This window comes from Kribbella sp. NPDC049584 (assembly GCF_040675555.1).
Lineage (GTDB): Bacteria > Actinomycetota > Actinomycetes > Propionibacteriales > Kribbellaceae > Kribbella.
In genome coordinates, this window is sequence record NZ_JBFAPF010000002.1 from 306928 (window position 1) to 320672 (window position 13745).

General features: G+C 68.3%; 12 protein-coding genes. 7 read left to right on the forward strand and 5 right to left on the reverse strand.

What is annotated here, in order from left to right; all coding sequences use genetic code 11:
- Nucleotides 1-3 precede the first annotated feature (3 nt).
- Together AB0J62_RS08230 and AB0J62_RS08235 are read right to left on the reverse strand one after the other, a co-directional pair.
- On the reverse strand, nt 4-2538 hold the full coding sequence (locus AB0J62_RS08230) for a YfhO family protein (RefSeq protein WP_363865768.1): 2535 nt from the start codon (nt 2536-2538) through the stop codon (nt 4-6).
- Entirely contained in the window at nt 2535-3527 is a 993-nt protein-coding gene (locus AB0J62_RS08235) for a glycosyltransferase (RefSeq protein ID WP_363865771.1), read from the reverse strand. Before AB0J62_RS08235 ends, AB0J62_RS08230 begins: the two co-directional genes overlap by 4 nt.
- A 192-nt stretch (nt 3528-3719) precedes the next feature.
- Here AB0J62_RS08235 and AB0J62_RS08240 point away from each other — a divergent pair, with 192 nt between their 5' ends.
- Genes AB0J62_RS08240 through AB0J62_RS08250 form a run of 3 tightly spaced genes read left to right on the forward strand, consistent with a single transcriptional unit; the run spans nt 3720 to nt 6337 of the window.
- Nucleotides 3720-4292 (forward strand): TetR/AcrR family transcriptional regulator, encoded by a 573-nt coding sequence (locus AB0J62_RS08240; RefSeq protein ID WP_363865774.1) that lies wholly within the window; start codon nt 3720-3722, stop codon nt 4290-4292.
- Complete coding sequence (locus AB0J62_RS08245) at nt 4289-5671, forward strand: MFS transporter (RefSeq protein WP_363865777.1); 1383 nt, start codon at nt 4289-4291, stop codon at nt 5669-5671. Before AB0J62_RS08240 ends, AB0J62_RS08245 begins: the two co-directional genes overlap by 4 nt.
- A 39-nt stretch (nt 5672-5710) precedes the next feature.
- On the forward strand, nt 5711-6337 hold the full coding sequence (locus tag AB0J62_RS08250; RefSeq protein WP_363865780.1) for an MOSC domain-containing protein: 627 nt from the start codon (nt 5711-5713) through the stop codon (nt 6335-6337).
- A 26-nt stretch (nt 6338-6363) separates the two neighbouring features.
- Here the strand turns inward: AB0J62_RS08250 and AB0J62_RS08255 are convergent, their stop codons facing one another.
- From AB0J62_RS08255 to kduI, 3 genes are read right to left on the reverse strand one after another with little or no spacing between them, the layout of a single operon-like run.
- On the reverse strand, nt 6364-7128 hold the full coding sequence (locus AB0J62_RS08255; RefSeq protein ID WP_363865783.1) for an IclR family transcriptional regulator: 765 nt from the start codon (nt 7126-7128) through the stop codon (nt 6364-6366).
- Nucleotides 7129-7151: 23 nt separating this feature from the next.
- Nucleotides 7152-7904 (reverse strand): SDR family oxidoreductase, encoded by a 753-nt coding sequence (locus tag AB0J62_RS08260; RefSeq protein ID WP_363865786.1) that lies wholly within the window; start codon nt 7902-7904, stop codon nt 7152-7154.
- Entirely contained in the window at nt 7901-8725 is an 825-nt protein-coding gene (gene kduI, locus AB0J62_RS08265; RefSeq protein WP_363865789.1) for a 5-dehydro-4-deoxy-D-glucuronate isomerase, read from the reverse strand. The genes AB0J62_RS08260 and kduI overlap by 4 nt, the downstream gene beginning before the upstream one ends.
- A gap of 149 nt (nt 8726-8874) precedes the next feature.
- Between kduI and AB0J62_RS08270 the strand changes: the two genes are divergently transcribed.
- The 4 genes from AB0J62_RS08270 (at nt 8875) to AB0J62_RS08285 (ending at nt 13742) form a co-directional block, all read left to right on the forward strand.
- Nucleotides 8875-10377, forward strand: coding sequence for a sodium:solute symporter family protein (locus tag AB0J62_RS08270; RefSeq protein WP_363865792.1), 1503 nt, complete (start codon nt 8875-8877; stop codon nt 10375-10377).
- 38 nt (nt 10378-10415) lie between these two features.
- Nucleotides 10416-10601, forward strand: a complete 186-nt coding sequence (locus AB0J62_RS08275) for a tautomerase family protein (protein ID WP_363865795.1) — start codon at nt 10416-10418, stop codon at nt 10599-10601.
- A gap of 125 nt (nt 10602-10726) precedes the next feature.
- Nucleotides 10727-11752: an aspartate-semialdehyde dehydrogenase gene (locus AB0J62_RS08280; protein WP_363865798.1), complete on the forward strand. Its 1026-nt coding sequence runs from the start codon at nt 10727-10729 to the stop codon at nt 11750-11752.
- A 154-nt stretch (nt 11753-11906) separates the two neighbouring features.
- Nucleotides 11907-13742: a long-chain fatty acid--CoA ligase gene (locus AB0J62_RS08285; protein ID WP_363865800.1), complete on the forward strand. Its 1836-nt coding sequence runs from the start codon at nt 11907-11909 to the stop codon at nt 13740-13742.
- Nucleotides 13743-13745 lie beyond the last annotated feature (3 nt).

Sequence of the window (13745 nt, forward strand, 5' to 3'; positions counted from 1 at the left end):
GCACTAACCCTGCCGCGTTGCCGCCCGGCGCCGGAGCACCAGCAACGCGGCGGCCACCAGCATCAACCCGAGCAACGCGACCGCGCCGACGGCCAGCCCCATCCGTGTCCCGACAAGCCGGTACGCGCACGACACGTCAGACGCACCCGCCGGTGCCGCGACCGCGATCAGACCGCCACGGGCGCTGGGATTGCGGCTCGCCTTGCCGTCCACCGAGCACCGCCAGCCGTCGATCCGGACCACCGCGATCACGACCGCCGCGGCCTCGCCCGGGTGCAGCCGGACATGAATGCTGTGACCGCCGACGGTCACCGCGGACACCTTGCTCGCGCCGAACTGGGCCGCGGCGGCCTCGAGCCGGTCCCGGTGCAGGCAGCCGATCGGCGACGAGGGCAGCTTGGTGCGCGCCGCAAGCCGCAGCTGCACCTCGACCTTGCCGTCCGCTCCGGCGGTCCCCACCCGGAGCATCGGCGCGCCGGAGTAAATGCCTGGGCTCTTCGCCTTCGTGTCCAGGTTCGTTACCCAGTGGCGGCCGTCGACGAGTACGTCGCCGACATAGATCGGTGCGGCGAACCAGACCTCGGAACCAGGCGCACAGGTCGCGTGCAACCGCGTCTCGAGCGGCAACGCGGCGCCTGCAGTCGGTACGAGCGTCAGCCCGCCCCGCCGATCAGACACACTGACATCCGGGTCCTTCTCGCCCAGCACCTTCGGGATCGTGTAGACGTCAGCGCCCAACGCCGTCTCCTGGACCCCGAACGGCCCCGGATCGCGGGAAGTGAAGGGTTTCCCCGGCCGCACGGTGACCAACGGCGCGGCGTCGTAGGTTTCGAGCTTCGGCACATCGTCGTCGCCGACGACCACCCGGTGGCGGATCGCGAACGCGGCGTCGATCACCGGGTTCTGCGGGTCGATCGTCGCCCGCCCGTAGGAGCTGTACCCGAATCCCAGGTCCAGCAGTTGCTGCGAAACCCGGTCCGGAATGGTGCTCGAGTAGTACTGCGGCCCTTCGCCACCGATCAGCATCGGATCGTTGACGGTCTGGTCCGCGCCCGGGGCCGCGCGATGCGTCGGCCAGTCCGCAACCGACTCGACCAGGCCCCGGATCGCCGTGTGCTGCTCGCCCCACGGCGCCTTCGCGCTGAGGATCTTGCTCCGCTGCGCGTCGATCGCCGCCGACGAGACCGAGACCTCGGCGATGACCGCGCCGACCAGGAGGGTCACCGCGGCGCTCCTGAGCCGATCCGGCCGCCGGCTCGCCAGCCACGCGGCGACGCTGATCACGATCAGCAGCGGTACGACGACTCGGGTGGTCGTCGTGGTGGTCCGGACGTTCCACATCACCACGTACAGAACGAGTACGACGCCGACCGGCGCCGCGACGGGCAGCACCGTACGGAGCCCGGACGCGGCGGACATCCAGCCGACGATCACCAGCAGGCCGGCGACGACGAACGCCTGCCGGTACTGGCTGCCGTTCGGGGTGTCGAACCCGTGCCACACATCGTGGGTGAAGTCCACCTGCATGCTGAGCATGGTCAGAGCGACCGTCACCGTCCAAACGATTCGCTCCCGCCCCGGAATCGCCCGGTTGAAGGGGAAGCTGACCGCGAGCAGCAACAGCACCGTCCCGACCGCGAGCCCCGGCGTGGCCCCGACACCCTCGCTGCCGGGCAGCAACCTGGCCAGGAAGTCGATCGCGCCGATCGGCCTGAACGCGACATCCGGACTCGGCCGCGCGGCCTGCACGATCCGGAACGTCGGCACCAGTAGCGGCGCCGCCAACCCGATGCCGAGGCCGACGGCAACGATGCAGCGGACCGCGCCGGTCAGTCGATGCCACCACGACACGCTTGCGTCGTACGCCAGGATCCGCGCCGCTACGACGATCGAGGCGCCGATCGTTGCCATGTAGACCGTGTAGAAATGCGACGTCCAGAGCAACGCGACCACGAGTGGTGAGACGAGAAGCGAGACTGCCGACCGCCGGCTGAGGATCCACTCGCACAGCAGGCAGAGGATCGGGAACGCGATCAGACCGTTCAACCAGACGCTCATGTACGCCGCGTCGTCGATCGCCCAGCCGCACGCGCCGTAGGAGATGCCCGCGACGACCGCGATCCAGGCCGGACCCGGACGCAGGCGCCGTAGGTACGCCGTCATCGCACCGGCCGCGATCCCGATCGCGAACACGTCGACCAGGAACAGCGCGAGGTCGATGTGGTCGCGGGGGAACAGCAGCACGATCCAGGAGAGCGTCGAGCCGACGTACGCCATGAAGTCGCCCAGGAACGGTACGCCGAAACCGCTCGACCAGTTGAACAACAGGTCCCCGACGCCCTGGCCGGTGAGCATGTCGCGGTAGTGCGCGTACATCGGGACGAACTGCTGCCCGAGGTCGTTGGTGCTCCGCGAGCCGTCCCCGAACGGATAGGTGCCGCGGATGACGCCGCTGATCACGAACGTCAGCCCGGCTGCGACCGCGGCGGCGAGCACGGGCCATTGTCGCCGGATCCCGGCCCCGGGACCTCGCCTCATCCCACCGTCCGGCGTGCGTCGACACCGGCCTCCGCAGACTCGAGGAGCTGCGTCGGCGCGGGGTGCCTGAGGTAGCTGAGCCGGGCCGCCTCCTGCCGGCTCCTGCCGACCGCGTCGAGCAGATAGCCGAGCACCGCCAGCAGAATCGCGATCAGTCCGATCGACGACGCCAGGATCGCTGTCGGGAAGCGTGGCACCAATCCGGTGTCGAGGTATTCGAGGACGACCGGCAGGCCGAGCACCATCGCCAGCAGACCGAACAGCGCGGCGAGTGCGCCATGGAACAAGGTCGGTCGCTCGAGCCGCGCCAGGTGCAGGATCCAGCCCAGGATCCGCACACCGTCGCGGTACGTCCGGAGCTTGCTCTCGCCGCCCTCCGGCCGCTCCTTGTACCCGACCTCGACCTCGGCCACCGGGACCCGCAGGTGCAGCGAGTGGATCGTCAGCTCGGTCTCGATCTCGAACTCCTGGGACAACGCGGGGAACGACTTGACGTAGCGCCGGGAGAAGGCGCGGTACCCGCTGAGCATGTCGGTGATGTCGCGGCCGAACAACGTGCCGACGGCACCGGTCAGCATCCGGTTCCCGAGCGTGTGCCCCGGGCGGTACGCCGCCACGGTCGAGTGGCGTCGTACGCCGACGACGTGGTCGTACGGCCCGGTCAGTAGGACGTGGACCAGCTCGGCCGCGCGGGCGGCGTCGTAGGTGTCGTCACCGTCGATCAGCAGGTACACGTCGGCCTCAACGTCCGCGAACGCGCGCCGGACCACGTTGCCCTTGCCCTTGCGCGTGACCCGTCGCACGATCGCGCCGGCGTCCGCGGCGATCGCCCCGGTGCCGTCCGTCGAGTTGTTGTCGTAGACGTAGATCCGCGCCGTCGGCAACGAGTCGCGCAGCTCGGTGACCACCTTGCGCACCGCTGCTGCCTCGTTGTAGCACGGCACGATCACGGCGATCTCGGCTTCCCCCGTGGTGTGCACCTGTCTCATGCCCCCTCCGTCGACCTCCCCCGAGGTACATACGACAGATGCTCCGGGCCGCCTGTTCGGTTGCGTGAACGCCAGAAATAGTCATCTAGACCAGAAATCTTTACATTCGGTGAGCTGTCTGCGACGTGACGCTCACCACGGGTCAGGGAACGGAGTTGAAGTTAGTAGTTACTACCTACTAACTTCGTCGGTATGCGGATGACTGGGCAGGAGCGGCGCGAGCAGATCCTCGGGATTGCCGAGGAGGAGTTCGCGACCGCCGGGTTGTACGGCGCGTCGACCGAGACGATCGCGCGGCGGGCGGGGATCACGCAGGCGTACGTGTTCCGGCTGTTCGGGACGAAGAAGCAGTTGTTCCTGGCGTGTGTGGATGCCGCGTTCGGGCGGATGGCGCTGGCGATGCTGGCGGCCGCCGGCGGGTCGACCGGGATCGAGGCGCTGACGGCGATGGGGCAGGAGTACAACGACATGCTCGCCGATCGCACCACGCTGCTGCTCCAGCTCCAGGGCACCGCTGCCGCGGCAGCCGGCGACGGTGAGGTGCGCGACGCCGTCCGGGCAAGCTTCGCCCGGCTGTGGCAGGCCGTTGCCGACACCGCGCAACTGGATCCGGTCACGATCAAGTCGTTCCTTGCCTTCGGCATGCTTCTCAACACCAACGCCGCCCTCGACCTGCCGCAGGTCGACGAACCGTGGTCCCACCAAGCCAGAACCCGAATAAAACCAGGCCTCTTCAACCACATCACCACCGAGACGAACCGATGAACACCGCCACCAGGCGCGCCCCGGCGCCGGGGCTGCTGGCCGGGTTCCTGGTTTCCGTCGGCCTGGCCGGTGCGGTGATCGGCAGCCTCGGCGCACCCCTGATCACGGCGGTGGCCGAGGAGTACGACGTTTCGCTCGCCGCCTCGCAGTGGACGTTGACGATCGCGCTGCTGGCGGGGGCCGTCGCGACGCCGGTGTTCGGTCGGCTCGGGGCCGGCCCGCGGCGGCGTACCGTCGTACTCGGGATGCTCGGGGCAGTGGTCGTCGGCAGCCTGCTGACCGTTGTGCCGTTGCCGTTCGCGTTCCTGTTGGTCGGCCGCGCGTTGCAGGGATCCGGGCTCGGCCTGGTGGTGCTGATGATGGCCGTTGCGCGGGACCATCTCGAGGAACACCGCGCGGCGCGGACGATCGCCTTGCTGTCGGTCGCGTCGACGGCGGGAATCGGCATCGGCTATCCGTTGTCCGGTCTGCTCACCGACCTCGCCGGCGTCCGCGCGGCGTACGGGCTCGGCCTCCTGATCACCGCGGCCGCCTTCATCGCCGCGGTGTTCGCCCTGCCGCACGCACCGGAGCGCCCGGCGTCACGGCTCGATGTCCGCGGCGCGATCCTGCTGGCGATCGCATTGCCCGCCCTGCTCCTCGTCATCGGCGATACCAGCCTCTGGCGGCATCACGCGGGCTTGGCGATCGGTATCCTCGCGGCTGCGCTACTGCTCCTCGTCGGTTGGACCATCCTCGAAGCTCACACCGAGAAGCCGCTGGTCGACGTACGCCTGCTCCGTCATCCTGCGGTCGCCGCCGCCAACCTGGTGATGCTGACCGGCGGCGTCGGGATGTACCTGCTCTTCAGCCTCATCACCCGCTACGTGCAGACCCCGGTCGAGGCCGGTTACGGCTTCGGGCTGAACACCTTCGAAGCCGGTCTGGTGCTCGTCCCGTTCTCGATCCTCGGCTTCGTCGCCGGCCGGCTCGTCCCCGGTTGGCGGGACCGCCTCGGCGCCCGATGGTTGCTGGCAGCAAGTACTGCGGTGGTCCTGGCGGCGTTCGTGCTCTTCGCGGTCGCCCGCTCACATCTGATCGAACCGATCCTTGCCATCGGCATCCTCGGGTTCGGCGTCGGCGCGTTCTCCGCGGCTATGCCCGCCGTCATCCTGACTGTGACGCCGACAGCCGAGACCGCGAGCGCGATGAGCGTGAACGCCGTCGTACGCAGCGTCGGCTTCTCCACCGGCAGCGCCCTCGGCGGCCTCATCCTCGCCGCCCACACGACGGGCGTCTTCCCCACCGAGTCCGGGTACGCCGCGGCCGCGTGGATCGGCGCCGCCGCGACCGCGGCGACCCTGGTGATCATCGCCATACTCCCGCTCAAGCGGCAATAACCGGTGGTTCGCGGGCAGGCGGGCGGGGAGGATGCTGGTATGCGCGTACTGACGGTCAATGTGGTGGAGAAGCTGATCCCGGGTCCGAAGGAGACGGGATTCACCGCGATCGACAAGCGGCCGCAGCCCGGCCGGGTCCGCGTCGGTGAGCTCGGCCTGGCCGGCGACCGCGTCTGCGACACCCAGAACCACGGCGGCCCGGATCTCGCCCTCTATGCGTACGCCGAAGAGGATGCGAACTGGTGGGCCGCCCAACTCGGTCGCGACATCCCGACCGGCCTGTTCGGCGAGAACCTGCGCACCGAAGGGCTCGACATCAACGGCGCGCTGCTCGGTGAAGTGTGGCGGATCGGTGACGAGGTCGAGGTCATGGTCCGCGCGCCGCGCATCCCGTGCATCACCTTCCAGCACCGCATGCAGGAGCCCCACTGGGTCAAGCGCTTCCATCAGGCAGGCCGGCCCGGGGCTTACTTGAAGGTGCTCCGCGAAGGCACGATCGGCGCCGGCGACCCGATCGAGATCGTCAGCCGCCCGGACCACGAGGTCACCATCGCGCTGATGTTCGCCGAGCAGGATGCCCTGAAGATGCAGCAAATGCTCAGGTCCGGCGTCGATCTGATGGAGGAGCTCCGCGACGCCGCGGAACGCGTGGTAGCGCGCGGATGAGCGTGCCGCCGGTCGCGGTGTAGGGGTCAGTTGGTCGGCTCGCGGTAGCCGAGGGCGGCGGAGATCTTCCGGGCCGCCTCGATCGCGGCCGGGGCCATCAGCGCCACCTGGGCGATCGACTGCTCCAACGACAACGTGGAGATGCTGACCGCGGCGACGGCCGCGCCGGTGTGGTCGTGGATGACGGCGGCCACACAACGGATCCCGGGCTCGTTCTCCTCGTCGTCGAGCGCGTAGCCGCGAGCGCGCACCTGCGCGAGATCCGCCTTGAGCGCGGCCGCGGTGGTGTGCGTGAGCGGCGTACGCGCCGGAAGACCTGTCCGGGTGATGTGGACGTCGAGATCCTCTTCGTCCTTCTCCGCGAGGAGCGCCTTGCCGATGCCGGTGCAGTGCAGCCAGATCGCCTTGCCGACGCGCGACGGCATCCGGTACGGCTTCGGGCCGTCGAGGCGGGCGACGTAGATCGCCTCGTCGCCGTTCAGCAGCCCGACGTGCACCGTGCAGCGCGTCTGCGCGACGAGGTCCGCGAGGACCGGGCGAGCGACGGTGGCCAGGTCGACGTTCGTCAACGCGTGACCGGCCAGTCGGAGCGCCTTCGGGCCTGGGTGGTACGACCCGTCGTCGGCCTGCGTGACGAACTCGTGCTCGACCAGCGACGCCATGATCCGGTGCACGGTCGACTTGGCCAGACCGGTCGCGTTCACGACGTCGGTGAACCGCGAGTGCTCCAGTACGGCGTCCAGCACCATCAACGTCTTGTCGATGGCCGAGGGCGAACTCATGTCGCTCATCCTGCCACTCCTCTCCGGACGAATTATCTGGCCAGCCAGCCGCCGTCGACCGCGAGAACGTGGCCGTTGACGTAGTCGGCCGCCGGGGAAGCGAGGAACACCGCCGCGCCGACGACGTCCTCCGGCCGTCCCCAGCGACCGGCCGGGATGCGCTGCCGGATCGCGGCCTCGCGGGCCGGGTCCGCGCGCAGCTCGGTGGTGTTGTCGGTACTGATGTACCCGGGCGCGATCGCGTTGACCTGCACTCCGGCCGGACCCCACTCGTTGGCCAGCGCCCGGGTCAGTCCCGCCACCGCATGCTTGCTGGCAGCGTAGGCCGGAACCGTGATCCCACCTTGGAAGCTCAGCAGCGAGGCGATCGTGATGATCTTCCCGGTATTCCGTTCGGCCATCGCGGCCCCGATCGGCCGGGTGACTGCCCAGGTGGAGTTGAGGTTCACGTCGATCACGTGCTGCCAGTCCGCGGTCGACGTCTCGGCCGCCGGCGCGCGCCGGATCGTACCGGCGTTGTTGACCAGGATGTCGATCCTGCGTTCCCGAGCCAGCCCGGCAGCGGTCGTTTCGACGGCAGCAGGATCCGCGAAATCGGCGATCACCACGGTTGCCTCGCCGCCGCCGTTCTGCTTGATCGCCTCGAGGGTGTCCTCGAGCGCCGCGTCCCGTGCCATCAGGATCAGCTCGGCGCCGGCCGCGGCGTACCCCGCTGCGATGGCGGCGCCGATGCCGCGACGCGCGCCGGTGACGAGCGCAGTACGCCCCTCGAGGCTGAACGTCACCGCAGGTCCTGTACGTCGACACCGTCCATGTCGCCGAACGCCTGGTTCTCGCCGGCCATCGCCCAGACGAAGCTGTACGACGACGTGCCGCAGCCGGAGTGGATCGACCAGCTCGGCGAGATGATCGCCTGCCGATCCGCGACGAGCACATGCCGGGTCTCGTCGGGTTCGCCGAGGAGGTGGACGATCCGCTCGGTCTCGGGGAGACCGAAGTACAGATAGCACTCGGTACGGCGGTCGTGTGTATGGGCGGGCATCGTGTTCCAGGTGCTGCCCGCGTGCAGCGTCGTCACGCCGAGCACGACCTGGCAGCTCTGGACGCCGTCCGCGTGGATGTACTGGTCGATCGTGCGACGGTTCGCGGTCTGCTGATCCCCGAGCTCGAGCCGGTTGCCCTCACCGGGATTGACCTGTGCGGTCGGGAAGGCGGTGTGGGCGGGCGCGGAGAAGACGTAGAACGCTGCGTCGGGCCCCTCGAAGACGACCTCGCGTACGCCGCGTCCGACGTACAGGCAGGCGCCGGTGGTCAGCTCGTACTTCGTGCCGTCCGCGGTGACTGTGCCGGGTCCGCCGACGTTGACGATGCCGGCCTCGCGGCGTTCGAGGAAGTACTCGCTCCGCAGTTGTGGATAGGTCTCCAGCGTCAGCGGACCGTTCGTGGGGCTGGCGCCGGCGAGCACGATCCGGTCGTGGTGGGTGAGCACCGCGGTGATCGCGTCCGGGACGAAGAGGTCGTCCACCAAGTAGTGGCGGCGCAGCGCGGCGGTGTCGAAACCGGGCAGCTGCTCGGGATGGGTGGCGTGCCTGATCTGCAGATTCACAGAACTAGGTTCTACATGGCGGAACCTCTCTGTCAATCATTGAACCGTTGGAACCCGGACGCGAAATGTTCCAGGTTCCGTGTCTTGACACTGAGTTCTGGTCAATGGAACCTTCCAGTCAATCGCCCATCGCCCCTGGGAGGATCCTGATGACCACTCTGGACTGGACGGTCCTGGTCGCGTACTTCGTGTTGATGGTGCTGATCGGGCTCTGGTCGCGCACCAAGATCAAGACCGTCGTGGACTACTTCACGACCGGCGGCCGGATTCCCTGGTGGTTGTCCGGCATCTCGCATCACATGTCCGGCTACAGCGCGGTCATGTTCGTCGCCTTCGCGGCAGTTGCCTACAGCTACGGCATCACGGTCTACGTGTGGTGGGCCATGACGATCGGCGTCGGCGTCGGTATCGGCGCGTTCCTGTTCGCCGCCCGCTGGAATCGTCTCCGCGCCAAACACGGGGTTGTGTCGCCTCTGGAGTACCTCGCACGCCGGTACAACCTGCCGACACAGCAGGCGCTCGCGTACTCCGGTGCCGCGTTGAAGGTCGTCGACATCGCGTCGAAGTGGGTCGCGATCGCCGTGCTGCTGAACGGATTCACCGGAGTGCCGATGCGGTGGGGGATCCTGCTGACGGGCGTGGTGACGATGCTGTACGCCACGCTCGGCGGGCTGTGGGCCGACGTACTCACCGACTTCGGGCAGTTCGTGATCCAGTTCGGGGCCGGCATCGCGATGTTCATCGGCGTGCTCGCGCATCTGGACGGCGTACCGACGTTGTGGAGGATGTGGGACCAGCTGCCGGCCGGGCATGGTCACGCGCTGAACGGGCCGTACACGCCGATCTTCCTGATCGCGTTCCTGTTCATCAAAACCTTCGAGTACAACGGCGGCATGTGGAACCTGGCGCAGCGTTACATGGCCGCGCCGTCCGGATCCGCGGCGAAGAAGTCCGCCCTGCTGTCGTCGGCGCTCTGGCTGGTTTGGCCGTTGGTGCTCTTCATCCCGATGTGTGCCGCGCCGCTGCTCGTGCACCCCGGGAAGCCGGAGCAGTCGTACGTCGAACTCTCGCAACTGCTCCTGCCGAGCGGGCTGATCGGGCTCGTGCTGGCCGGCTTCTTCTCGCACACGATGGCGATGGTGGCCTCCGACGCGAACGCGATCTCGTCGGTGATCACGCGAGATCTCGCGCCGGTGCTGGTGCCCAAGGTCCGTCGGCTGACCGACGGGGCGACGTTGAAGATGGCGCGGATCGTGACGTTCACCTTCGTCACGGCGAGCATGCTGATCGCGATCGCCACCAACGGCGAAGGCGTCGTACTCAAGATCGTCGTCGACCTGGTCGCCGCGACGATGGGACCGATCGCGATCCCGCTGATGCTCGGGTTGCTGCCGTGGTTCCGGCGGAGCGGACCGCGTGCCGCGCTGGCGTCGTGGGCGATCGGCCTGATCGCGTGGGCGATCGTCAAGTACGGCGTCGGCTCCACCGACCAGACCCTGGTCGTTGCGTTGCCGCTGGCAACTTCCCTGGTCGTGTACATCGGCCTCGGCGTGCTGCTGCCGGAGCACCGCTCGGAGGTCGACGACCTGGTCGACTCGCTGAACACCGATCCGGACGAGACCGCCGCCCGCCCCGCCGCGGTCCTGTCCTGAAACACTGGCCCGACCCCAACCCTCAGGAGAACAACCCCATGCCGAACATCACCGTCGAACTCCTCTCCGGCCGCACCCTCGACCAGCGCCGCGAGTTCGTCGCCGCCGTCACGGACTCCGCCATCGCCATCCTCGGCGCCAAGCGCGAGTCCGTTCGCATCGTCTTCCAGGAGATCGAAAAGACCGACGTCGCCAACGGCGGCACCCTCGCCGCCGACGCCTGACCGGCCCGGCGTCCTTGGGCACCCATCAACCACTTTCGCGCCCCCGGAATGGTTGGTGGGTGCTCAAGGTCGCCGGATGGTGAAATGCGCGCAAGCGCGGCGGGCGGGGGGACTAGGGTTTTGTTATGCGAGTCGGTGTTTTCGGAGCCACGGGCCAGGTTGGAAGCGTCATGCGGGAGCTGCTCATCGAGCGGAAGTTCCCGGTGGACGAGGTGCGGTTCTTCGCGTCGGCGCGATCGGCGGGGAAGACGCTGCCGTTCGGTGATAACGAGATCACTGTCGAGGATTCCGCGACGGCGGACTTCTCCGGGCTGGAGCTTGCGCTGTTCTCCAACGGGAAGACGGCGTCGAAGGAGCTCGCGCCGAGGGTCGCCGCGGCCGGTGCCGTCGTCGTGGACAACTCGTCCGGGTGGCGGATGGATCCCGACGTGCCGCTCGTCGTCTCCGAGGTGAACCCCGAGGACCTCGACACGATCCCCAAGGGCATCGTCGCCAACCCGAACTGCACCACGATGGCCGCGATGCCGGTCCTCGCCCCACTGCACCGGTCGGCGGGGCTGACGCGACTGGTGGTATCGACGTACCAGGCCGTGTCCGGCTCCGGTGGTGTCGGCGTCAGCGAACTCGAGGACCAGGCCCGCGCCCTCGCCGTAGAAGGCGGGAGGCTTGCTCGCGGGACCGAAGGCATCACACTGCCGGAGCCCAAGGTGTACGCCGGCCCGATCGCCTTCAACGTGCTCCCGCTCGCCGGCTCGATCGTTGCCGACGGCACCGGTGAGACCGACGAGGAGCAGAAGCTCCGCAACGAGAGCCGCAAGATCCTGCACATCCCGGACCTCCCCGTCGCCGGCACCTGCGTCCGGGTGCCCGTCTTCACCGGCCACTCCCTCAGCATCCACGCCGAGTTCGCCGAGCCGATCACCCCGGAGCGCGCCACTGAGATCCTCGGATCCGCACCGGGCGTGGCCGTCACGGACCTCCCGACCCCGCTGCTCGCCGCCGGCCAGGACCCGTCGTACGTCGGACGCATCCGCCAGGACCAGTCCGTGCCGGGCAACCGCGGTCTCGTCCTGTTCGTGTCGAACGACAACCTCCGCAAGGGCGCCGCCCTCAACGCCGTACAGATCGCGGAGCTGCTCGCACAGCGCTGAGTTCTCTCGTGACGCACGGTCTGCGGGTCGCGACGGATCAGGGTATGTTGCGGAAACGTGATGGAGAACGTGCTGGCAGGCGCGCGAGTGCCATGGTCAGGACCAGCTGCTTGCGATTACCCTCCAGTCACTTGACCCCCAACGGAGGCCAGTTATGAAGCCTGTCGCTGATTCCGGCCAGCTCGCTCTCCTGAGCAACCGCAAGGACACGATGGCCCAGATGTTCCTGGAGCGCGTGGAGGCGACTCCTTCGCGGGAGGCGTTCCGGTTCCCGCGTGGGGAGCAATGGACGTCGGTGACGTGGCGGGAGACCGAAGCGTTGACCCGCCGGCGCGCGGCCGGGCTGATCGCGCTCGGCGTCGAGCCGGAGCAGCGGGTCGCGATCGCCTCCAGCACCCGGATCGAGTGGATCGAGTGCTACCTGGCCGCCGTACTCGCGGCTGCCGCGACCACCACGATCTACCCGACGACGATCTCGTCCGACGTGGCCTTCATCGTGGCCGATGCCGACGTACAACTCGTGTTCGCCGAGGACGCGGGCCAGGTCGACAAGCTCCGCGAGCGCCGGACGGAGACGCCGTCGCTGCGCAAGGTCGTGCTGATCGACGGTACGCCGGAGGAGAGCGACGGCGATTGGGTCATCTCGCTGGGGGACCTCGACGCGCTGGGCGACGAGTATCTCGCTGAGCACCCGTCCGCGGTCGACGAGCGGATCGCGGCGATCAAGCCGGACGATCTGTGCACCCTGATCTACACCTCCGGTACGACGGGCCGGCCGAAGGGCGTGCGGTTGCCGCACTCGGCGTGGACGTACGAAGGCGTCGCGGTCGAGGGGATGCGGGTGCTGTCGCCGGACGACCTGCAGTTCCTCTGGTTGCCGTTGTCGCACGTGTTCGGGCAGGTGCTGGTCGCCGTACAGTGCCAGATCGGGTTCGCGACCGCGGTGGACGGACGGATCGACAAGATCGTCGACAACGCGGCCGTCGTCCAACCGACGTTCATGGCGGCGGCGCCACGGATCTTCGAGAAGGCCCATGCGCGGATCCGGACGATGATCCAGTCCGAAGGCGGCGCGCGGGCGCGGATGTTCGACTGGGCGTTCGGCGTGGGGGCCAAGGTCTCCGCTCTGCGGCAGGCGGGACGAGAGCCCTCCGGTGTGCTCGCGGCGCAGTTCGCGGTCGCGGATCGGCTGGTGCTGTCGAAGATCCGGGCTCGCTTCGGTGGACGAATCCGATTCTTCGTCTCGGGTTCGGCGGCGCTGGACAAGACGCTGGCCGAGTGGTTCCACGCGGCCGGGTTGCTGATTCTCGAGGGGTACGGGCTGTCCGAGACGTCGGCGGGCTCGACGTTGAACCGGCCCTCGCAGTACCGGCTCGGGAGTGTCGGGCCGGCGTTCCCGGGGACGCAGTTCAAGATCGCCGAGGACGGGGAGATCCTGATCAAGGGCGACGGCGTGATGAGCGGGTACCACAACCAGCCCGCGCAGACGGCCGAAGTGCTGGACGTCGACGGGTGGTTCCACACCGGGGACATCGGTCATTTCGAGGACGAGTTCCTGTTCATCACCGACCGGAAGAAGGATCTGTTCAAGACGTCGGGCGGGAAGTACGTCGCGCCGCAGGTGATCGAGGGCCGCTTCAAGACGATCTGCCCGTATGCGAGTCAGTTCATCGTCCACGGCAACAAGCGGAACTTCGTCTCGGCGCTGGTGACGCTGGACCCCGATGCCGTCGAGGGCTGGGCCGCGGCGAACGGCATGGGCGGAAAGCCGTACGCCGAGATCGTGACGTCCGACGCAGCGCAGGCGATGGTCCAGGGCTACGTCGACGAACTCAACGCGACGCTCAACCGCTGGGAGACGATCAAGAAGTTCACGATCCTCGACCGCGACCTCACGGTCGAGTCCGGCGAGATGACGCCAAGCCTGAAACTCAAACGCAAGTACGTCGAGACCGAGTACGCCGACGTACTCGACAAGATGTACGAGTAGCAG